The organism is Variovorax sp. V93, assembly GCF_041154485.1.
Taxonomy (GTDB): Bacteria; Pseudomonadota; Gammaproteobacteria; order Burkholderiales; family Burkholderiaceae_C; genus Variovorax; species Variovorax beijingensis_A.
Map to the genome: position 1 here is coordinate 4,605,355 of NZ_AP028669.1, position 20,053 is coordinate 4,625,407.

The following is a 20,053-nucleotide window of genomic DNA, read 5'->3' on the forward strand; positions in this document are numbered from 1 at the left end:
AGCTAGCCCGCCATCTCGTGAAGGCAGACGCGGCCGCGCTGTTCTTCCATCGTACGCGCCAGCAGCTTGACGAGGGAATACACAGTGTCGATGTGCGGCGTGGGCGTGTCGGTGAGCCGGGCCAGCTCGACCACCGCGCCCACCAGCGCATCGATCTCCGGCGCGCGCCCGGCCTCCACGTCCTGCAGCATCGAGGTCTTGTGCTTGCCCACCTTCTCGGCACCGGCAATGCGCTTGTCGAGCGTCACGCGGAACTCGATGCCAAGCTTGTGCGCCACCGCCTGCGCCTCGCGCATCATCGCGGCGGCCAGCTCGCGCGACGGCGGGTACTGGCAGATGTCGACCAGCGTGGAGTGCGACAGGCTGCTGATCGGGTTGAAGGTCAGGTTGCCCCAGAGCTTGAGCCAGATCTCGGCGCGGATGTTGTCGAGCACCGGCGCCTTGAAGCCGGCCGCGCCCAGGCAGGCCGAGACGCGGTTCACGCGCTCGCTCGAAGAACCATCGAGCTCGCCGACCGGAAAGCGGTCGCCCTCGATGTGCTTCACCACGCCCGGCGCCGTCAGTTCGGAGGCGGGATACACCACGCAGCCGATGACGCGCCCGGCCGGGATCTTCGCGGCCACCAGGCCGGTGGGATCGACGCTGCGCACGGGCGTGCCTGCCAGCGCGCCGCCGTGGTTGTGGAAGTACCAGAACGGGATGCCGTTCTGCATCGTCACCACCACCGTCTCGGGCCCGAAGAGCTTGGGCACATCGTTCGCGACCGCCTCGACCTGGTGCGCCTTCATCGCGAGGATCACGATGTCCTGCGGGCCCGCCTGCTCGTAGCGGTCGGTGGCCCGGGCGTTGCGCGCCACCTGCTCCGTGCCATCGGCCCCGATGAGCTTGAAGCCGTTGGTGGCAATGGCGTCGAGATTCTTCCCCCGCACGATGAACGTCACGTCCTCGCCGGCCAGGGCGAGCTTCGCGCCCACCAGGCCGCCGATGGCGCCCGCTCCGATGACTGCTATCTTCATGTCGATCCCCAAGGTTGTTGATTCTTCCGGCGCGGGTTTCAACCGAAGCGGTTGCCGAGCCTGCCGATGCCGCCGATCTCCACTTCGACCAGGCTGCCGGGCTTCATCGAGCCGACGCCGATGGAGGTGCCGCACAGGATCACGTCACCGGGCTGCAGGGTCATGTCCTGGGAGATCAGGCTCACGAGTTGCTGGACCGAAAAGCGCATGTCGCTGATCGGATAGTTCTGCCGCAGCTCGCCGTCGAGCCGCGTGGTGACGGTGAGCGTGGCGGGATCGAGGCCGGTGGCCACCACCGGGCCCATCGGACAGAAGGTGTCGAAGCCCTTGGCCCGCACCCACTGGGCGAACGAGGCGTCGCGGTTCAGGATGTCGGCCACGGTCACGTCGTTGGCGCAGGTGTAGCCGAACACATGGCCGAGCGCGTCGGCCTCGGACACGGCCGTGCAGGCCTTGCCGATGACGATGCCGAGCTCGCCCTCGAACACCACCTTGCCCTCGCACAGCGGCTTGCGGATGGGCGCGCCGGGCGCAAGGTAGGAATTGGGCGCCTTCAGCAGGTAGAGCGGCTCGGCCGGCACCGCCAGCTTGAGCTTCTCGCCGAGCGCGTGGAAGTTGTTCCACAGCGCGATCACCTTGGTCGGCTCGGTGGGCGTGAGCAGCCGCACGCCGGAGAGCAGGAACACGCGGCCGGTCGGCTCCGGGCGGTCGAACATGTTGCCGCGGTGCTCGTGCACGGCCTCGCCTTCGAGCGTGCCGAAGCCGGTTTCACCGCCGTGTTCGAAACGGACCCACCGTTGTTGTTGCCGCTGTTGCTGCTGCATGTCGCGCCTTCCTTTGCTTTCTGTTGGAGTGGTTCTGTATTCAGTCGAAGGGCAGGTAGTCGGGGATCACCAGCGAGGCGAGCAGCTTTCCCATCTCGGCCGGGTTGTCGGTCACGTGGATGCCGCACTCCTTCATCACTGCCAGTTTTTCCCGCGCCGTTCCCTTGCCGCCCGAGACGATGGCGCCCGCGTGGCCCATGCGCTTGCCCGGCGGCGCGCTGGCACCGGCAATGAAGCCGACCACGGGCTTACGCATGTGCTCGCTGATCCAGCGCGCGCAGATTTCCTCGTCGCTGCCGCCGATCTCGCCGACCATGATCACGGCGTCGGTGCGCGGGTCGTCGTTGAACATCTTCAGCACGTCGATGTGCCGCAGCCCGCCCACCGGATCGCCGCCGATGCCCACCACCGTCGACTGCCCGATGCCGAAGCTCGCGAGCTGGCTCGCGGCCTCGTAGGTCAGCGTGCCGGAGCGCGACACCACGCCGATGCGGCCCTTCTGGTGGATGTGGCCGGGCATGATGCCGATCTTGATTTCCTCCGGCGTGATGAGGCCCGGGCAGTTGGGGCCGAGCAGCAGGGTCTTGCTGCCCTCCATGCGATGGCGGGTGCGGATCATGTCGCGCACCGGAATGCCTTCGGTGATGCACACGACGAGTTCGAGCCCCGCATCCACCGCCTCGTCGATGGCCGCGGCGGCGAACGGCGGCGGCACGTAGATCACGGACACGGTGGCGCCGGTCTCGGCCTTGGCTTCCGACACGGTGCCGAACACCGGAATGCCGTCGAAGGACTTGCCCGCCTTCTTCGGGTTCACGCCGGCGACGAAGCATTTCTGGCCGTTGGCGTAGTCGCGGCACATGGCGGTGTGGAACTGGCCGGTCTTGCCCGTGATGCCCTGGGTGATGACGCGGGTGTGCTTGTTGATGAGGATCGACATGTCAGCCTCGCTGTTGTTCTTGTTCAGGGCGCGTGCACAGGCCACCGGGTACTCCCCTCCGCGAATGTCCCCCGGCCTTCGGCCTCCTCCTTGATTTCGCTGCGGGGAGCACCCGAGGCCCTGTGCACGAGGGCACGATGCTCGTGTATCGCTGATCAACGACCGCTCTGTCCAACGATCCCGCCGATGGGGTGCCTTGCGCAGCGAAATAAAGGAGGAGCCGAAGGCGGGGGACATTCGCTTCGCCGCGTACCCCGTCGGCGGGAGCGCGCCCTGAACAGGGCAAGCCAAACACAACGCGATGCACAAAAGACTTCATGGTCCTATGCCCCCCGCCGCGCCGCAGCCACGACCAGCCCGGCCGCCTCCGCCATGTCGTCCGCACTGATGATCCGCAGGCCCGACTGCCCGAGGATGGTCTTGCCCAGGCTCTCGTTGGTGCCCTTCATGCGCACCACCAGCGGCACGGCCAGCTGGACCTCGCGCGCCGCGGCCACCACGCCGCGCGCGATCACGTCGCACTTCATGATGCCGCCGAAGATGTTGACCAGGATCGCGCGCAGGTTCGGATTGCGCAGCATCAGCTTGAAGGCTTCGGTCACCTTCTCGGCCGTGGCGCCGCCGCCCACGTCCAGGAAATTGGCCGGCGATCCGCCGTAGAGCTTGATCGCGTCCATCGTGGCCATCGCGAGGCCCGCGCCGTTCACGAGGCAGCCGATGTCGCCGTCGAGCGCAATGTAGGAAAGATCGAACTTCGAGGCCTCGACCTCGGCCGGGTCCTCCTCGTCGAGATCGCGCATCGCGGCGATCTCGGGCTGGCGGAACAGCGCGTTCGGATCGAAGTTGAACTTGGCATCCAGCGCCAGCACGCGGCCGTCGCGCGTGAGCGCCAGCGGGTTGATCTCGGCCAGCGAAGCATCACAGGCGTCGAAGGCCTGGTAAAGGTTCTGCACCAGCGTGCGCACCTGCGGCAGCAGCTTTCCGGAGAAGCCGATGTCGCGCGCCAGGCCGTCGGCCTCGGCCGCCTTTACGCCGGTGGAGGGATCGACGAAGAGCTTGCGGATCTTTTCCGGCGTGCGTGCCGCCACGTCCTCGATGTCCATGCCGCCTTCGCTCGAGGCCATCAGGGCCACGCGGCGCGATTCGCGGTCGACCGCCATGCCGAGGTAGAACTCCTTCTCGATCTCGACGCTCTCCTCCACCAGCAGCCGCTTCACCAGCCGGCCTTGCGGGCCCGTCTGGTGCGTCCGCAAGGTCATGCCGAGCAGCTCGTCGGCATGGCGGCGCACTTCGGCCGCCGACCAGGCCAGCCGCACGCCGCCGCCCTTGCCGCGGCCGCCCGCATGGATCTGCGCCTTGACCACCCAGGCCCGGCCGCCAAGCCGCGCGGCGGCATCGGCCGCCTCGTCGGGCGAAAAGCATGCATATCCACGCGGCGTGGGAACGCCGTACTTGCGCAATACGTCCTTGCCCTGGTATTCGTGGATATTCATGATGGCTTTCAGGCGCCGAGTTCGGCGCCGCGGGTTTCGGCCCAGTTGAAATAGCGCTTTTTCATGGCGCCGGCTTCGAGCTCGCGCTTTTGATGCTCTTCCTTTTTCTGCTCGATCACCTCGGCCAGGAATTTGGCGTCGTAGGCGCGCAAAAGATGAGGCTGGTGGGTGCGCAGGTAATGGCAGATCCGCTCGACGCCGTCCTGGCTTTCGCGCAGCAGCTGGCAATAGACTTCACGGTCCCAGTGCCAGCGGAATCCCAATTCGTAGAACGCCGCGTTGTAGGCGTTGCGCTCGGTTTCGCTGCTCCAGTATTGAATTGGCAAATCATCGATCATGAAATTTCTCCTAGAAATTGAATGCCGGGCGTCAAATGGTTTGCGGATCGGCATGATCAAAATGTAGATTCGATGATCGATAAATAATAGTTAAACTATTTTATTGAATGCATTCTTGATAAGTTATACATAACCGGCAAAGAATTCCCATCGCAGGCGTATTACCGCCTGCGGTTTTACGGTGCCTTTAAAAAACCGCGCCTCAGTTCAGATGACGCCCTCGGCGCGCAGCGCCTCGACGTCGCCGGCCGTATAGCCCAGCTGCATCAGCACCTCGTCGGTGTGCTCGCCGAGCAGCGGCGAGCGCGTGACCTCGGTCGGGCTGTCGGACATCTTGATCGGGTTGCCCACCGTCAGGTACTTGCCGCGCGTCGGATGGTCGACCTCGACGATGGTGCCGGTCTCGCGCAGCGACGGATCGGCGGCGATTTCCTTCATCGAGAGAATCGGCCCGCACGGAATGTCGTACCGGTTGAGGATGTCCATGGCCTCGAACTTGGTCTTGGTCATGGTCCATTGCTCGATGCGCGCGAAGATCGGCTTCAGGTGCAGCAGGCGCGCGGCCGGCGTGGCGTAGGCCTCGTCGTCGATCCAGCCTTCCTCGCCGATGACCTTGCACACCGCGGGCCACACCGCGCCTTGCGTGATGAAGTAGATGTAGGCGTTGGGGTCGGTCTCCCAACCCTTGCACTTGAGGATCGAGCCCGGCTGCCCGCCGCCCGAGGCGTTGCCCGCGCGCGGCACCGCGTCGCCGAACTTGCCGTCGGGGTACTGCGGGTATTCGTGCATGGTGCCGGTGCGCTCCAGCCGCTGCTGGTCGCGCATCTTCACGCGGCACAGATTGAGCACCGCGTCCTGCATGGGCGCGAGCACCTGTTGGCCGCGGCCCGTGCTGTTGCGCTGGTAGAGCGCCGCCACGATGCCCAGCGCCAGGTGCAGGCCGGTGCCGCTGTCGCCGATCTGCGCGCCCGTGACGACCGGCGGGCCGTCCTCGAAGCCGGTGGTCGAGGCCGCGCCACCGGCGCACTGGGCCACGTTCTCGTACACCTTGCAGTGCTCGTACTTGCCGGGGCCGAAGCCCTTGACCGACGCCACGATCATGCGCGGGTTGAGCTCCTGGATGTGGGCCCAGGTGATGCCCATGCGCTCGAGCGCGCCGGGCGCGAAGTTCTCCACCAGCACGTCGCAGGTCTTGATCAGCGAATCGAGCACCTTCTTGCCCTTGGGCTTCTTGGTGTCGAGCGTGATCGAGCGCTTGTTGTGGTTGAGCATCGTGAAGTAGAGGCTGTCCACGCCGGGAATGTCGCGCAGCTGGCCGCGCGTGGCGTCGCCTTCGCCGGCGCGCTCCACCTTGATCACGTCGGCGCCGAACCACGCCAGCAGCTGGGTGCACGTGGGACCGGACTGCACGTGGGTGAAATCGAGGATGCGAACGCCCTCAAGTGCCTTGCTGCTCATCAGCTGTCTCCTTTGATCGTGGCCTCTGCTTCTTGCAGACGAGCGCGCAATTTACGCTCTTCGGCGAAGCGGGTGGTTTCGTCGCGCACGATGGCGACGATGCCCGTGACTTCACGGCTCTGCGAGAACAGCATCGACACCGTGAAGGCGATCGACAGCGTGTGCCCGTCCTTGTGCAGCGCCGGCACGCGCAGCAGGTCGGCACCGTACTTGGTGATGCCGGTTTCCATGGTCTTCTGGTAGCCGTCCCAGTGGCGCTGGCGCTGCCGCTGGGGAATGATCATGTCGAGCGACTGGCCCAGCGCCTCGGCTTCGGTGAAGCCGAAGATGCGCTCGGCCGCGCGGTTCCAGAGCGTGATCGCCCCTTGCGCGTCGCACACCATGATCGCGTCGCCGGCGCCTTCGACGAGCTGCTTCAAATCAACGTTCGCTTGCATGTTTTCCTCTGGCGCTTCATGTCGATTTCCCGGCGCCGCCCGTACCTTCGAACGGGCGGCGCCGGGGAAGCCGCTACACGGCTTTTGCTTCTTTCAGGTTGTCGATCTGTTGCTTGGTGTAGCCCAGTTCCGCCAGCACCTCTTCGGTGTGCTCGCCCAGGAGCGGCGAGGCGGTGACCTCGGGCTTGAGGTCCGAGAACTTGATGGGGCTGCCGATGGTCCAGTAGCTGCCGCGCTCCTTGTGCGGCACTTCGACGATGGAGCCGCTCTTGCGCAGCGACTCGTCGTGCAGCAGTTCCTTCATCGACAGCACAGGGGCGCAGGGAATGTCGTGCTTGCGGAAGATGTCCACCGCCTCGAACTTGGTCTTGTCCTTGATGAAGTCCTCGATGGTCGCGAAGATCTGGTCGATGTGCGGCTGGCGGGCCTTGGGGGTCATGTAGTCGGGATCGGTCTTCCACTCGGGCTTGCCGAGCGCGTCGCAGATCGGGTCCCAGGCGTGGCCCTGCACCGTGAAGTAGATGTAGGCGTTGGGGTCGGTCTGCCAGCCCTTGCACTTCAGGATCCAGCCCGGCTGGCCGCCGCCGCCGGCATTGCCGCCGCGCGGCACCACCTTGTCCTTGAAGGCGTCCATCTCGTGCGGGTACTGCGGGTATTCCTCCAGGTAGCCCACGCTGTCCAGGCGCTGCTGGTCGCGCATCTTCACGCGGCACAGGTTGAGCACGGCGTCCTGCATCGAGCAGGCCACCTTCTGGCCCTTACCGGTCTGCTGGCGGCCGATGATGGCCGTCAGGATGCCGATGGCCAGGTGCATGCCGGTGTTGGAGTCGCCCAGCGCCGCAGCCGAGATCGTCGGCACCGAGTTCTCGCCCTTCCACCAGCCGGTGGTGGAGGCGGCGCCGCCGGCGCACTGCGCCACGTTCTCGTAGACCTTCAGGTCCTCGTAGTGGTGGCCGTCGCTGAAGCCCTTGACCGAGGCGACGATCATCTTGGGGTTCAGTTCCTGGATGCGCGCCCAGGTGAAGCCCATGCGGTCGAGTGCGCCGGGGCCGAAGTTTTCCACCAGCACGTCGGATTCGCGGATCAGCTTCTCCAGCACGGCCTTGCCCTCGGGCTTCTTCGTGTCCAGCGTGATCGAGCGCTTGTTGCTGTTGAGCATGGTGAAGTACAGCGCGTCGACGTTCGGAATGTCGCGCAGCTGGCTGCGGGTGACGTCGCCGGCGCCGGGGCGCTCGACCTTGATCACGTCGGCGCCGAACCAGGCCAGCATCTGGGTACAGGCCGGACCGGCTTGCACGTGCGTGAAGTCGATGATCTTGATGCCGTTGAGGGGTTTGTTGTTGCTGCTCATGCTGCGTATCTCCTGATTGAATGGAAAGGCTTACTTCTTCTTGGCCGTGGCCGGATTGAGGCTGGTGATGCGGCCGCTTTCGGTGCCGGCGGTCTCGTCGATCACGGCGTTGATGAGCGTGGGGCGGCGGGAAGCCACGGCTTCGGCCAGCGCCTTCTGCAGTTCATCCGCGGTGGTGGCGTTGACGCCCACGCCGCCGAAGGCTTCCATCAGCTTGTCGTAGCGCGCGTTCTTCACGAACACGGTGGGCGCCACGTCGGGTGTGCCGCTCGCGTTCACGTCGGTGCCGCGGTAGACGCCGTTGTTGTTGAAGACGACGATGCAGATCGGCAGGTTGTAGCGGCAGATGGTCTCCACCTCCATGCCGCTGAAGCCGAAGGCGCTGTCGCCCTCGATGGCGATCACCGGCTTGTCGGTGACCACTGCGGCGGCCACCGCAAAGCCCATGCCGATGCCCATGATTCCCCAGGTGCCCACGTCCAGGCGCTTGCGCGGCTCGTACATGTCGACGATGCTGCGCGCGAAGTCCAGCGTGTTGGCGCCTTCGTTCACCACGATGGCGTCGGGCCGCGCCTTCACCTGGTCGCGGATCACGCTGAGCGCGCTGTGGAAGTTCATCGGCGAGGGCCGCGCGGCCAGCGTCACGGCCATCTTCGAGAGATTCTTGTCCTTGCGCTCGGCAATGGCGCCGGTCCATTCGGCCGGCGGCTTGACCCACTTGGCATCCACGCCCGCGAGCAGCGCCGCCACGCAGGAGCCGATATCGCCGATCACCGGCGCAGCAATGGCCACGTTGCTGTCGATCTCGGTCGGCGCGATATCGATCTGGATGAACTGCTTGGCGCCCTTGTCCTGGCCCCAGGTCTTGCCCTTGCCGTGCGACAGCAGCCAGTTCAGGCGCGCGCCCACCAGCATCACCACGTCGGCTTCCTGCAGCACGTAGGAGCGCGCGGCCGCGGCCGACTGGGCGTGCGTGTCGGGCAGCAGGCCCTTGGCCATCGACATCGGCAGGTAGGGAATGCCGGTCTTCTCGACCAGCGCGCGGATGTCGGCATCGGCCTGCGCGTAGGCCGCGCCCTTGCCGAGCAGGATCAGCGGCTTCTTGGCGCCCTTGAGCAGGTCGAGCGCGCGCTTGACCGCGTCGGGTGCGGGGATCTGGCGCGGCGCGGGATCGATGACCTTGATGAGCGAAGCCCTGCCCTTGGCCGCGTCCATGGTCTGCGCGAACAGCTTGGCCGGCAGGTCCAGGTACACGCCGCCGGGGCGGCCCGACACGGCCGAGCGGATCGCCCGCGCAATGCCCACGCCGATGTCCTCCGCGTGCAGCACGCGGAAGGCGGCCTTGCACAGCGGCTTGGCGATTGCGAGCTGGTCCATCTCTTCATAGTCGCCCTGCTGCAGGTCGACGATCTCGCGCTCGCTCGAGCCGCTGATGAGAATCATCGGGAAGCAGTTGGTGGTGGCATTGGCCAGCGCCGTGAGGCCGTTCAGGAAGCCGGGCGCCGACACCGTCAGGCAGATGCCGGGCTTCTGCGTGAGGAAGCCGGCCGCGGCGGCGGCGTTGCCCGCATGCTGCTCGTGGCGGAACGAGATGACCCGCAGGCCCTCTGCCTGCGCCATGCGCGTGAGGTCGGTGATGGGAATGCCCGGCAGGCCGAAGATGGTGTCGATGTCGTTCAGCTTGAGCGCATCGATGACCAGGTGGAAGCCATCGATCGTCGTGTCGTGCGCCTCCTCCGTGGGCTGCTTGAGGGCCAGCACGACCGCGTCGCCGTCGTTGGCCCTGTTCTTGGGCTTGAGGGCGTCGTCCAGGGTGGTGGATGCCTCTTTGTCCGTTCTTACTGAAGACATGTCTCTCCTTCTTGCTTGGGTGAATGGCCGAGGCCCGAGCCGGGACTATGATTCGGGGGCATGCTTTCGGGCGTTGACCTCGGTCAACTTTCCGGAAAACGGCACCGGCCAGATGAACCAGAAGTTGTTGTTGCGCATTCGAGCAAGACGGGACCCATGACGCTGTTGGAAAACCACCCGGAGAAAAACATCATTCGCGCGCAGCTCCGGCAGAACATCCTTCTCAAGGACCTGAGCGAGAGCGATCGCGCCGAGCTGGAAACCCATCTCGTCATCGTGGACGGCAACAAGGGCGACTTCCTGCTGCACCAGGGCGTGCGCGAGATGGAGCAGTACTTCATCCTCGACGGCATCCTCAAGCGGGTGGTGAGCAACCCCGAGGGCAAGGAAATGATCCTGCGCTTCGCCGATGCGCACGACATGGAAACCAGCTACGCGGCGCTGCGCCTGGGCACGCCCACGCCCTACGGCATCGTCTGCGTCACCAAGGCCCGGGTGGCCAGCCTGCCGCTGAAGGAGTGGATCGCTTTCCTCGACCGCCACCCCGAGACCAAGGAACTGTTCGAGTACTGCGTGATGCGCGGCATGAGCGAAATCATGGCGCACACCATCACGCTTCACCTGCTCGACGCACCGGGCCGCGTGCACCGCTTCATGCGCAAGCATCCCGAGCTGGAAGACCGCATTCCCAGCAAGGAGCTCGCGTCGTATCTCAATCTCTCCGCGGAAACCCTGAGCCGGCTCCGAAAGCGCGGAAAAATCTAGCTCGCCTGTTCTTTTTCAGGTCTGCTTGGCGGACGCGAAGCGGCGCGGAACGGTCATCAGGCGCAGCGCGTTGTCGACACTGCTTACGCCGTCGACCCTGGAAGCCACATCCTGCGTGAGCGCGCGCTCCTGCGCATCGAGCACGATGCCGCTCAGCTTGACCTTGCCCTGGTCGGCCTCGACGGTCACGCGGATGTCGCCGGTCGCCTCGTTGTCCTTCAGTGCCGACTTCACCCGCGCCGCAAGCGCCATGTTGGCCAGCAGCGCGCGCGAGGCCGGTGTCTCGGCGAACTCCGGGCGCTCCACCAGCGCGCGGATCTGCGCCACGCAGCTGTCCACCGAGAGGCGGTCCGTGTTGAGCACCAGGTCGTAGAGCACCGGGTCGCCCCAGGTCACGCCGAACTGCGCATGCATGCGCGCCGCGTGCGCGTCGTCGCTGCGACGGATCTCGGCTTCGGCGAATTCGGCATCGTCGGTTTCGAGGTGCGCCATCAGCCATTCGACCCGCTTCTTCATCGAGCGCGTGATGCGCACGCACACCACGTGCGGCACCGGCCGCAGCAGGCAGGTCGCGCCCCAGCCGCGCAGCACCACGTTGCCGCGGTCGGCCAGCGCAAAAAGCTCCTCGGCCGTGTAGAGCGCAAGGCTGCGCCGGTCGGCGGTGAGCCTTTCGACGAAGCCGGCCTTGCCGTCGCGCAGGCGGCCGATGAAGCTGGTCGGCACCTGCATGCGGTCGGCCACGCGCTCGATCGTCTCGTGGCGCATGACCTCCAGCCCGAGCGTTTCGGCAAGCCGAAGCGACACGTCCTTGGCAAGGGAACCCATCTCCTGGGTGAGTGCAATGACTGGCATGTGGTTGTTCTCCGTTCAGTCCACCGGGCGCTCGACGGCGAACTCGTCAGGCTTCTTGGGCTTGACGAACGCCAGCGCCTTGGAGATCAGCGGCCAGAACAGCAGCAGCAGCGCGAGGGTGGTGATGCCGCCGACCAGCGGGTTCGAGAACATGATCGTCACGTCGCCCTGCGAGACCAGCATGGCCTGGCGGAACGAGTCTTCCGCCTTGTCGCCGAGCACCAGCGCCAGCACCAGCGGCGCCAGCGGAAAGTCGAGCTTCTTGAACAGGTAGCCCACCACGCCGAAGCCGAGCATGAACCAGATGTCGAGCATCGCGTTGTGCACCGTGTAGGCGCCGATGGCGCAGATCACGATGATCACCGGCGCAATGATCGAGAACGGAATGCGCAGGATCGAAGCGAACAGCGGCACCGTGCTCAGCACCACGATCAGGCCCACGATGTTGCCCAGGTACATGCTGGCGATCAGGCCCCAGACGAAGTCCTTCTGCTCGACGAACAGCAGCGGCCCGGGCTGCAGGCCCCAGATCAGCAGGCCGCCCAGCAGCACCGCGGCGGTGGGCGAGCCCGGAATGCCGAGTGCCAGCATCGGCAGCAGCGCGCTGGTGCCGGCGGCGTGCGCCGCGGTCTCGGGGGCCACCACGCCCTCCATCTGGCCGGTGCCGAACTTGGAGCCGCGCTTGGACATCTTCTTGGCCAGGCCGTAGGCCATGAACGAAGCCGGTGTGGCGCCGCCAGGCGTGATGCCCATCCAGATGCCGATCAGCGAGCTGCGCAGCGAGGTCACCCAGTACTGCGGCAGCTGCTTCCAGGTCTGCAGCACCACCTTGGGATCGATCTTCGCGCTCTTGCCCGAGAACTTCAGGCCCTCTTCCATCGACAGCAGGATCTCGCCGATGCCGAACAGGCCGATCACCGCAATCAGGAAGTCGAAGCCGCGCATCAGCTCCGACTGGCCGAAGGTGAGCCGCAGCTGGCCCGTGACCGTGTCCATGCCCACGCTGGCCAGCGCGAAGCCGAGCGCCATCGACGCCAGGATCTTGAACGGCGAGCCCTTGCCCATGCCCACGAAGCTGCAGAAGGTCAGCAGGTATACCGCAAAGAATTCGGGCGAGCCGAACTTGAGCGCGAACTTGGCCACCAGCGGCGCCAGGAAGGTGATCATGATCACCGCCAGCAGCGCGCCGACGAACGACGAGGTGAAGGCCGTGGTCAGCGCGGCGCCCGCATTGCCCTGCTGCGCCATCGGGTAGCCGTCGAAGGTGGTGGCCACCGACCACGGCTCGCCCGGGATGTTGAACAGGATGGAGGTGATGGCCCCGCCGAACAGCGCCCCCCAGTAGATGCACGACAGCATGATGATCGCCGAGGTCGGCGACATCGTGAACGTGAGGGGCAGCAGGATCGCCACGCCGTTGGCGCCGCCCAATCCCGGGAGCACGCCGATCAGCACCCCCAGGATGATGCCGACGAACATCAGGCCGATGTTCATCGGCGTGAGGATTACCGAGAAGCCCTGCATCAGGGCACTGATTTCATCCATTTCGCGTTTGCTCCGTGAGATTCAGTAGCCGAGAAACCGGAGAGGATCGAGCGCGCCCTTGAACAGCGGCACCTTGAACCACACCTCGAACATGCAGAAGAACACCACATTGACGACCAGCGCCGCAATGGCGCTCTTCACCCACGAGTACTTGCCCAGCAACACCATGAACAGCGCGATGTAGATCGCCGATGCCACATACAGGCCGAGCAACGAGATCGCCCCCACGTACACCGTGGCCGGCAGCAGCACCGACAGCACGCGCTTGAGCTGCACCGAGTCGACGAAGACCTCGGTCTTCCTGTGCTTGCCCAGCAATGCCTGGTACAGGATGCCGGCGCCCGAGATCGTGATGATCACGCCGATGTAGAAGGGGAAGTACCCCGCGCCGGGCCCGTCGCTGGTCCAGCCCGAGCCCAGCCGCTGGCTCTCGTAGATCACCACCAGGCCGATGGCCACCAGGACCAGTGCGACCACTGCTTCGACCACGTGGGTCGCTACGCCGGTGCGCACCGGACCGTCTGCAGAATTCTCTTCGTGCTCCATGGAGTCCCCATCGTTCGTGTGTATGCCGTGAAACCCAAAGTGCAGCGCTCCGCCCCGCCGCCCCTGCGGGCGGCCGTCTCGTCAGGCAAGGAGCGCCGCGCGACGCTCGATGATTGCTACTTGCTGCTGGCCAGGAAGCCGGCTTCCGTCATCAGCGTGCGGTGCGTGGCTTCCGCTTCCGTGAGCCATTTGGTGAACGCGTCGCCGGTCATGAAGGTCGGGTTGAAGGCGCCCTTCTCCATGTATTCCTTCCAGTCCGGCGTGGCAGCGATCTTGGTCAGCAGGTCCACGTAGAAGGCGAGCTGGTCGGGCGTCACGCCGGCGGGCATGAAGATGCCGCGCAGCATCGTGTACTTGGTGGGCACGCCGGCTTCCTTGCAGGTGGGGACATCGTTCCACGACTGCGTCTCCGTCACCTTGGCCTTGAACGGCATGCGCTGGTCGTCGAACACGCACAGCGCGCGCAGCTTGCCCGCACGCCACTGGGCCACCGCCTCGATCGGGTTGTTGACGGTCGACTGCACGTGGCCACCCACCAGCTGCACCGCCACCTCGCCGCCGCCCTTGAACGGCACGTAGATGAACTTGGTGCCGGTGGCCTTCTCGAGCGCCACCGTGATGATCTGGTCTTCCTGCTTGGAGCCGGTGCCGGCCATCTTGAACTTGTTCGGGCCCGCCGCCTTGGCCGCCGCGATGAACTCCGAGGCGTTCTTGTACGGCTGCTCGGCGTTGGTCCACAGCACGAACTGGTCGAGCGCCATCATCGCGACCGGCGTCATGTCCTTCCAGTTGAAGGGCACGCCGGTGGCCATGGGCGTGGTGAACAGGTTGGACAGCGAGATGATGATCTTGTGCGGATCGCCCTTGGCTTCCTTCACGGCAAGAAAGCCCTCGGCCCCCGCGCCGCCCGACTTGTTGACGACGATCAGCGGCTCCTTCATCAGCTTGTACTTGATGACGATGCCCTGCAACAGCCGGCCCATCTGGTCGGCGCCGCCGCCTGTGCCCGCCGGGATCACGAACTCCACCGGCTTGGTGGGCTCCCATGCGGAGGCTGGCGCAGCGACCGCGAGCGCCAACATGGCTGCGGTGAAGACCTTGGCCCGACAAGCGCGGGTGCGCGAAAAGAAGTTCTTCATCATGTTGTCTCCTGTGTAAGGTGCGCTCTTTTTTTTGTGGATCTGAGCCGAGATGCGAACAGGGGCGATGGTGCGCGCAGGAAGAACTCAGCCTGCTTGACCATGGTCAACTTTTCCAAGATTTTGTCTTGGGGTTAGCCCGCGCCGATTGCCGGGCAGACACGGGCTTGGCGGCGGAGCCATCAAGGGAAACGGCACGCGGACGAGCGCATGCCACGGCACCGATCGCGTGCACTTTTTGCCTTGCATCCAGGTGAAATCCGGGTAAACCCTAAAATAGCCTCTATTCCCGACCACCCCATTCCAGGAGTTCCCGTATGTCCACCCTTGACCGATCGACCAGCGCGAGCGCATCCGGTGGCTTGGCTGGCGCGCTCAAGGCGTTCGCCGAAGAGGCCAGCGTGCTCGTTCAGGCCTTGCTGAGCCCCGGCAAGGTGATCGAGGAAGTCGAGCAGATGCGCGCGCTGCAGGTGCGCGCCAACCGCATCGAGGCCACCGACCCGCTGCGCGCCGACGTGCTGCGCTGGCACGCCTCGCGCATCGGCCTGCGCTGAGCCGGCCGCTGCGCGGCGGCGCGCCGAACTGGTAAAGTCCGGGCCGCCCTCCGTCTTCGTAGTTCAATGGATAGAACGGGGTCCTCCTAAGACTCAGATACAGGTTCGATTCCTGTCGAAGGCACCATGGCACCGCATCACGGCGCCTCACCCAGCATCAGAAACCCGCACGCTCCAAGGCGTAGCGGGTTTTTCTTTGCCTCGCGACGACGCGCGGCGTAGCGATCCCATCGCACGGAAATACCGTTACTTTTGCCGGTATCCCGGAAATCCCCGTGACGAGATACCGTTGAGGAGTGGAGATGGCACTGACAGACACGTTTGTTCGGCAGGTGAAGCCCACCGGGAAAGCCATCGGCGACAAATATGCCGACGGCGCCGGCATGTACCTGCTGGTGAAGACTGCCGGGAAATACTGGCGAATGGATTACACCTTCGCCGGCAAGCGGAAAACGCTGGCGCTGGGAACCTACCCAGAGGTCTCGCTGGCCAAAGCCGGGGATCGCCGCGCCGCCGCCCGCGAGCTGCTGGCAGACGGGACTGACCCGAGCGCGGCCAAGCGCGAAGAAAAGAGAGCCAGAGCCGACGCAGCGGCGAATACGTTCGAGGCGGTTGCGCACGAGTGGCTGGGAAAGACTGCGGCCAAACGAGCGAGCGGAACGCAGCTCAAGGTCAAGACATGGCTCGAGAAGGACGTGTTCCCCTTCATCGGCAAGATGCCCATGTCCACCATCGGTCCGCGCGACATTCTGGAGCGAGTTGTCCGCAAGCTGGAAGCACGCGGCGCGATCGATACCGCCCATCGCGTCAAGCAGCTTTGCGGGCAGGTGTTTCGCTTCGCAGTGGTGTCAGGCCTGGCAGAGAGGGACGTGACCACCGATCTGAGCGAAGCTCTGGCCTCGAAAGCGACCAAGCACTTCGCCGCCGTTACCGAGCCCAAGCGGGTCGCAGACCTGATGCGCTCGATCCATGCCTATAGCGGCCACCCCACCACCGTTGCCGCGCTGAAGCTTTCCCCTCTGCTATTTGTCCGGCCTGGCGAGTTGCGCACCGCGGAATGGGCTGAGATCGACTTGGACGCGGCCGAGTGGCGCATCGCCGGCCCGAAGATGAAAATGAAGGTCGATCACGTCGTGCCGCTGGCAACCCAAGCGGTGGAGATCCTGCGGAACCTCCACCCGATCACAGGCCATGGACGGTTTGTGTTTCCCAGCATACGGACGGGTGAACGCCCCATGAGCGAGAACACGATCAACGCCGCTCTGCGCGGGATGGGCTACAGCGCCGAAGTCCACACGGCCCATGGCTTCAGGGCAACCGCGCGGACCATCATGGACGAGGTGCTCGGCGAGCGCGTGGACTTCATCGAGCACCAGCTCTCCCACATGGTCAGGGATACCAACGGTCGTGCGTACAACCGCACCGCACATCTCCCCGCGCGTCGGGAAATGATGCAGCGCTGGGCGGACTACCTGGACAAGCTGCGCATCGGTGCCGACGTGCTTCCCTTGAAGCCGCGCCAGATGACATAGCGCCAAGTCCGCGCGCTCCTGCGCGGCATCGCTATGCCCATGCCGACCTACCTCAGCGGAGGGAGCGTGGGAGACTTTCGCCCGCGGTGCGGGCCCCTGGTGATCTCATCTGAATGGAGGCGCAATGAATAAACAAATTGGATTGCGTTCCGGAACGCCGACCTATGACCGGGCGGTGTTCGAGTGTGGCGCGACGATCTGGCTGAGAGGCGCGCGACAATCTGGATGAGAACAGTGTCGCAGCAAGGGGATGATGCCGGCATTGATTTCGTTTTTTCTACTCTTTTTTCGCCCGTCCACATTCCAAGGACGTTCGTAGCGGGCTACGCCCTCGCAGTCGCACGGCATGCGGGAACGGGAACACGGCCTACGCATCGACTGCGGCCTTGAGAAGGGCAAAGAGCCTCAGACAGGCGTTCTCACATCGATGCCGCCAGGCTGTCCGTGTAGCACGGTTCGTGCAGGTAGAGAATTCTTTGCTGGATAACCCAGCTGCCGGATCGTGGGTCTGACGCGTTTGCCAAGCTTGCTGAAGAGCTCAACGGCTCGCATTCGATCTTCGTAGGAATACATGAACTACCTTTTGGTGGTCCAAGTTTTCGTCCGCACCCCCTGGGGTCAGAGATCGGCGGAATCCAACAGGTCAGTAGTCCAGCCGGACTGTCAGTCCCAGCGTGCGCGGCGTCCCGACCGATGCCACGTAGGCACCGTTCGCGGTCGCGGCCACGGTCGGGAAATACTTCTTGTCGAGCGCGTTGCGCAACCAAAGCGAAATGCTCCAGATTTCATTGCCCCGTGCGACCTTCCAACCGGTGGCGAGGTTCAGCAGGCCATAGGCCGGGATGCGCGAGTGGACCGACCCGTCGAGCGTGCCGTCCTGTGCGGACCGCCACGCGTAGGCCGCTGAAACGAAGTGCTGGGTGGTGGGGCTCACGGACCTGCGGTATTCGGCGCCCACGTTGAATGTCCAGCGCGGCGTCCCGGCAACCTGCCGTCCGGTCAGGCTGCAGCGCCCCTGCGGCATGAACGCGCGTTCTGACGGACAAGGCGCGTCCTCATAGCGTCGATAGCGTGCATCGTTGAAGGCAGCGTTGGCCCACACGGTCAGCCCGCGCGTCGGTCGCGCAGTGGCATCCAGCTCCAGTCCCCGGCTACGGAGATCGCCCGCATTCGTGAGGATCTCGACGTAGTTGCCCGCGCCTGCGCCGGCGGGCACGAACATCGACGTCTGGTAGCCGCGCACGCCTGCCGAGAAGGCGTTCAGGTTGAGTGTCAGGCGATCATTCCACAGGCTGCTCTTGACGCCGACGTCCAGGCTGTCGACACGTTCGGGCCCGATGATCAGCGACGAGGCGCCGAGCGGGCCGGGAGCGGCACCCGGCCCCGCCAGATTGATCCCGCCCGATCGCTCGCCGTGCGAAAAGCTCGCGTAGCCGATCGCATCGTCATCCAGCCGGTAGCTCGAACCCAGGAGCGCCGATGGGCTGGTCTTCCGGATGGCCAGGGGGCCTGTGTCGTAGGCACCAAGCACGATCGGACGATTGCGCAGGAACGCGGTGGCAGCGGCACCACCGGTCGAATCGCCGCGATGGGTGCGCCCGTCCTTGCGCTCCTGCGTGATGCGCAGGCCGGCCGTGAGGTCGAGCCTGGACGTGGCGTGCCAGGTGGCTTGGGAGAAGAGCGCGAAGCTCTCCGTGTCGAGCGCGCCGAAGCTCACGGTGCTCGCGTTGGCGAGCACCGGCAAGGACGTTCCCTGCAGAACGATGTCCGCCCGCGGGCCGAACACGGTGAATATCTCGTTGCGCATGCGCTGGCGCATGTAGAACGCGCCCACCACATAGTCGACCGCACCGCCGGTGGGCCCCGCGTAGCGCAGCTCCTGCGAGAACTGCTGCTGGCGCACGCGGGAGCCGCCGTCGATCAGCACGGGGATATTGAGGTTGTCATTGGTCGTCGGCACGAACTTCCATGAGCGGCCGGCGGTGATGGACGTGACGGTGGCGCCGGACCCGAGCTTCCAGCTCGCTTCGGCCGACACGCCACCCTGGTCGAGATCGACCCGCTCTACGCCGTCGGTGTTGACCGCATAGCGCCGCGGGTCGGTGACGATGCCGGTGGCGCCGCCGGCCCGTGCGCGGGCTGCCGCCGGTCCGCTTCCCAGCGAGTAGATGACGCGGGTGCCGTACGTGGAGCGCTCGCGGTGCGCATCTGCGATCAGGCGCAGGCTGAAGGCGTCGCCACGGCGCAGCAGCCACTGGCCGCGAATGCCGGATCGATTGCCTCCGTTGACGCTGCCGCCATCGTAGATGTTCTCGATGTTGCCGCGTTCATGGGTGCCGTACACCAGCAGCCGGCCCGCCGTCTCTTCCGACAAGGCGCCCGAGAAGATGGCTTGCCCCTGCGCAAGGCCGCGCTGTCCGATCGAGAGTTGCAGGCTGCGCTCGGTCTCGCGGCTCGGCGGCCGCGTGTGCAACGCCAGCACGCCAGCGGTCGTGTTCTTGCCGAATAGCGTCCCTTGTGGGCCGCGCAGCAGGTCCACGCGCTCGATGTCGAGCAGGTCGAATGTCGCCATGCCCGCGCGGCCCAGGTAGACGTTGTCGAGGTAGATGCCGGTGCTGCCCTCGAGGCCGTCGTTCGATGGATTCCTGCCGACGCCGCGCACCGCGATGGCCGATTGCCGCGGATCGCCGAAGGTGATGCTGGTACTCGGCAACCATTGCTGCAGGTCTTCGAGCCGCCAGCTTTGCTGCGTCTCGAGGGCCTCCCCATCGATCGAAGTCAGCGGGATCGGAACTTGCTGGGCGGCTTCCGAACGGCCCCTGGCATCCACGGTGATGGCGGGGAGCGTTTCGCCATCGTCCAAAGGCGTCGGCTGTGCATGGGCCTCCAGGGCGAACCCGAGGGCGAGCGCGCTGACGGCCAGGGAACGGGCGAGGAGATCGCATGGGCAGAAGGACATGCGCGTACTCTAGTGAACGCGCGCTGATCACCGCCAGCCGCCAGCGCCTGGCCGGCGCGGTCAATGCCGAGCTCACCTGGCTGTACTGGACCGTCGGGCAGCGCCGCCCGGTGGCGGCGTCGACCCGGAGCAGGCCGAGCGGTTGGCGGCCGAGGAGGCGGCGCGGTCGTCTTCCGGAGCAGCGGCAACAGCGGTGGGGCAAGCCGGCGGTGGCTGCTGCGGCATCAGCCGAGGCGCCTGCGTTAGCTGCGAGGAATCAGGCTTTCAGCAGATCGGCAGTTCGAAATGAACGCCGAAGATCAGTACAGCTTGATCTCGGAAGGCCCGTCGACCGCAGCGTCGACAAATCGGCTCGAAGGGGTCCTCCTACGATGCATCCAAGCCATGGATTGAAGTTCGACGGTACTTTTGTTGGTATCTTTTTTGTGCCAGCCCAAAAAATTCAATATATGC

The 20,053-nt window shown here is 65.3% G+C and carries 17 protein-coding genes, 1 tRNA gene and 1 pseudogene; 5 read left to right on the plus strand and 14 right to left on the minus strand.

Going from position 1 to position 20,053, the window contains the following annotated elements:
* Positions 1-2: 2 nt before the first annotated feature.
* From ACAM54_RS21875 to oxc, 9 genes are all read right to left on the minus strand, one after another.
* Positions 3-1,016 carry a 2-dehydropantoate 2-reductase gene (locus ACAM54_RS21875; protein ID WP_145740132.1) on the minus strand — a complete coding sequence of 338 codons (1,014 nt, stop codon included), beginning with the start codon at positions 1,014-1,016 and terminating at the stop codon, positions 3-5.
* Between the two features lie 38 nt (positions 1,017-1,054).
* Positions 1,055-1,840: a fumarylacetoacetate hydrolase family protein gene (locus ACAM54_RS21880; protein ID WP_025569421.1), complete on the minus strand. Its 786-nt coding sequence runs from the start codon at positions 1,838-1,840 to the stop codon at positions 1,055-1,057.
* Between the two features lie 40 nt (positions 1,841-1,880).
* On the minus strand, positions 1,881-2,780 hold the full coding sequence (sucD, locus tag ACAM54_RS21885; RefSeq protein WP_369648915.1) for a succinate--CoA ligase subunit alpha: 900 nt from the start codon (positions 2,778-2,780) through the stop codon (positions 1,881-1,883).
* A gap of 323 nt (positions 2,781-3,103) precedes the next feature.
* Entirely contained in the window at positions 3,104-4,273 is a 1,170-nt protein-coding gene (sucC, locus tag ACAM54_RS21890; protein ID WP_025569423.1) for an ADP-forming succinate--CoA ligase subunit beta, read from the minus strand.
* Between the two features lie 8 nt (positions 4,274-4,281).
* Positions 4,282-4,611, minus strand: coding sequence for a hypothetical protein (locus ACAM54_RS21895; RefSeq protein WP_025569424.1), 330 nt, complete (start codon positions 4,609-4,611; stop codon positions 4,282-4,284).
* A gap of 207 nt (positions 4,612-4,818) precedes the next feature.
* Entirely contained in the window at positions 4,819-6,069 is a 1,251-nt protein-coding gene (gene frc / locus ACAM54_RS21900; RefSeq protein WP_369648916.1) for a formyl-CoA transferase, read from the minus strand.
* Positions 6,069-6,506: a PAS domain S-box protein gene (locus tag ACAM54_RS21905; RefSeq protein ID WP_025569426.1), complete on the minus strand. Its 438-nt coding sequence runs from the start codon at positions 6,504-6,506 to the stop codon at positions 6,069-6,071. Before ACAM54_RS21905 ends, frc (ACAM54_RS21900) begins: the two co-directional genes overlap by 1 nt.
* Positions 6,507-6,579: 73 nt before the next feature.
* Complete coding sequence (gene frc, locus ACAM54_RS21910; protein ID WP_025569427.1) at positions 6,580-7,857, minus strand: formyl-CoA transferase; 1,278 nt, start codon at positions 7,855-7,857, stop codon at positions 6,580-6,582.
* Positions 7,858-7,887: 30 nt separating this feature from the next.
* Positions 7,888-9,708: an oxalyl-CoA decarboxylase gene (gene oxc / locus ACAM54_RS21915; RefSeq protein ID WP_369648917.1), complete on the minus strand. Its 1,821-nt coding sequence runs from the start codon at positions 9,706-9,708 to the stop codon at positions 7,888-7,890.
* Between the two features lie 156 nt (positions 9,709-9,864).
* Here oxc and ACAM54_RS21920 point away from each other — a divergent pair, with 156 nt between their 5' ends.
* The gene (locus ACAM54_RS21920) at positions 9,865-10,473 is read left to right on the plus strand and encodes a Crp/Fnr family transcriptional regulator (RefSeq protein WP_025569429.1); all 609 of its coding nucleotides are present in this window, start codon (positions 9,865-9,867) and stop codon (positions 10,471-10,473) included.
* Between the two features lie 15 nt (positions 10,474-10,488).
* Here the strand turns inward: ACAM54_RS21920 and ACAM54_RS21925 are convergent, their stop codons facing one another.
* The 4 genes from ACAM54_RS21925 to ACAM54_RS21940 all read right to left on the minus strand — a co-directional run bounded on the left by ACAM54_RS21925 (position 10,489) and on the right by ACAM54_RS21940 (position 14,558).
* Complete coding sequence (locus ACAM54_RS21925) at positions 10,489-11,325, minus strand: cytidylate kinase family protein (protein ID WP_025569430.1); 837 nt, start codon at positions 11,323-11,325, stop codon at positions 10,489-10,491.
* Positions 11,326-11,340: 15 nt separating this feature from the next.
* Entirely contained in the window at positions 11,341-12,870 is a 1,530-nt protein-coding gene (locus ACAM54_RS21930) for a tripartite tricarboxylate transporter permease (RefSeq protein ID WP_025569431.1), read from the minus strand.
* Between the two features lie 21 nt (positions 12,871-12,891).
* A complete protein-coding gene (locus tag ACAM54_RS21935; protein WP_025569432.1) occupies positions 12,892-13,416 on the minus strand; it encodes a tripartite tricarboxylate transporter TctB family protein in 525 nt (174 codons plus the stop codon).
* A 116-nt stretch (positions 13,417-13,532) separates the two neighbouring features.
* Positions 13,533-14,558 (minus strand): tripartite tricarboxylate transporter substrate-binding protein, encoded by a 1,026-nt coding sequence (locus tag ACAM54_RS21940; protein WP_025569433.1) that lies wholly within the window; start codon positions 14,556-14,558, stop codon positions 13,533-13,535.
* 314 nt (positions 14,559-14,872) lie between these two features.
* Here ACAM54_RS21940 and ACAM54_RS21945 point away from each other — a divergent pair, with 314 nt between their 5' ends.
* The 3 genes from ACAM54_RS21945 (at position 14,873) to ACAM54_RS21955 (ending at position 16,641) form a co-directional block, all read left to right on the plus strand.
* Positions 14,873-15,109 (plus strand): hypothetical protein, encoded by a 237-nt coding sequence (locus tag ACAM54_RS21945; protein ID WP_025569434.1) that lies wholly within the window; start codon positions 14,873-14,875, stop codon positions 15,107-15,109.
* Positions 15,110-15,161: 52 nt separating this feature from the next.
* Positions 15,162-15,236: transfer RNA gene (locus ACAM54_RS21950), tRNA-Arg, on the plus strand.
* A gap of 175 nt (positions 15,237-15,411) precedes the next feature.
* On the plus strand, positions 15,412-16,641 hold the full coding sequence (locus ACAM54_RS21955; RefSeq protein ID WP_369648918.1) for a tyrosine-type recombinase/integrase: 1,230 nt from the start codon (positions 15,412-15,414) through the stop codon (positions 16,639-16,641).
* A gap of 643 nt (positions 16,642-17,284) precedes the next feature.
* Here ACAM54_RS21955 and ACAM54_RS21960 read toward each other — a convergent pair.
* Positions 17,285-19,600 carry a TonB-dependent receptor gene (locus ACAM54_RS21960; RefSeq protein ID WP_369648919.1) on the minus strand — a complete coding sequence of 772 codons (2,316 nt, stop codon included), beginning with the start codon at positions 19,598-19,600 and terminating at the stop codon, positions 17,285-17,287.
* Between ACAM54_RS21960 and ACAM54_RS21965 the strand changes: the two are divergent.
* Positions 19,585-19,704, plus strand: a pseudogene (locus ACAM54_RS21965) (DUF1016 domain-containing protein); the annotation flags it as partial. The gene ACAM54_RS21960 and the pseudogene ACAM54_RS21965 overlap by 16 nt on opposite strands.
* Positions 19,705-20,053 lie beyond the last annotated feature (349 nt).

Bases quoted from the DNA above. Each gene is read 5' to 3' on its own strand.
- ACAM54_RS21925 (WP_025569430.1), bottom strand. From the start codon at position 11,325: ATGCCAGTCATTGCACTCACCCAGGAGATGGGTTCCCTTGCCAAGGAC.
- frc (WP_369648916.1), bottom strand. From the start codon at position 6,069: ATGAGCAGCAAGGCACTTGAGGGCGTTCGCATCCTCGATTTCACCCAC.
- sucC (WP_025569423.1), bottom strand. From the start codon at position 4,273: ATGAATATCCACGAATACCAGGGCAAGGACGTATTGCGCAAGTACGGC.
- ACAM54_RS21905 (WP_025569426.1), bottom strand. From the start codon at position 6,506: ATGCAAGCGAACGTTGATTTGAAGCAGCTCGTCGAAGGCGCCGGCGAC.
- sucD (WP_369648915.1), bottom strand. From the start codon at position 2,780: ATGTCGATCCTCATCAACAAGCACACCCGCGTCATCACCCAGGGCATC.
- ACAM54_RS21930 (WP_025569431.1), bottom strand. From the start codon at position 12,870: ATGGATGAAATCAGTGCCCTGATGCAGGGCTTCTCGGTAATCCTCACG.
- ACAM54_RS21940 (WP_025569433.1), bottom strand. From the start codon at position 14,558: ATGATGAAGAACTTCTTTTCGCGCACCCGCGCTTGTCGGGCCAAGGTC.
- ACAM54_RS21880 (WP_025569421.1), bottom strand. From the start codon at position 1,840: ATGCAGCAGCAACAGCGGCAACAACAACGGTGGGTCCGTTTCGAACAC.
- ACAM54_RS21955 (WP_369648918.1), top strand. From the start codon at position 15,412: ATGGCACTGACAGACACGTTTGTTCGGCAGGTGAAGCCCACCGGGAAA.
- ACAM54_RS21895 (WP_025569424.1), bottom strand. From the start codon at position 4,611: ATGATCGATGATTTGCCAATTCAATACTGGAGCAGCGAAACCGAGCGC.
- ACAM54_RS21875 (WP_145740132.1), bottom strand. From the start codon at position 1,016: ATGAAGATAGCAGTCATCGGAGCGGGCGCCATCGGCGGCCTGGTGGGC.
- ACAM54_RS21960 (WP_369648919.1), bottom strand. From the start codon at position 19,600: ATGTCCTTCTGCCCATGCGATCTCCTCGCCCGTTCCCTGGCCGTCAGC.
- frc (WP_025569427.1), bottom strand. From the start codon at position 7,857: ATGAGCAGCAACAACAAACCCCTCAACGGCATCAAGATCATCGACTTC.
- ACAM54_RS21935 (WP_025569432.1), bottom strand. From the start codon at position 13,416: ATGGAGCACGAAGAGAATTCTGCAGACGGTCCGGTGCGCACCGGCGTA.
- oxc (WP_369648917.1), bottom strand. From the start codon at position 9,708: ATGTCTTCAGTAAGAACGGACAAAGAGGCATCCACCACCCTGGACGAC.
- ACAM54_RS21945 (WP_025569434.1), top strand. From the start codon at position 14,873: ATGTCCACCCTTGACCGATCGACCAGCGCGAGCGCATCCGGTGGCTTG.
- ACAM54_RS21920 (WP_025569429.1), top strand. From the start codon at position 9,865: ATGACGCTGTTGGAAAACCACCCGGAGAAAAACATCATTCGCGCGCAG.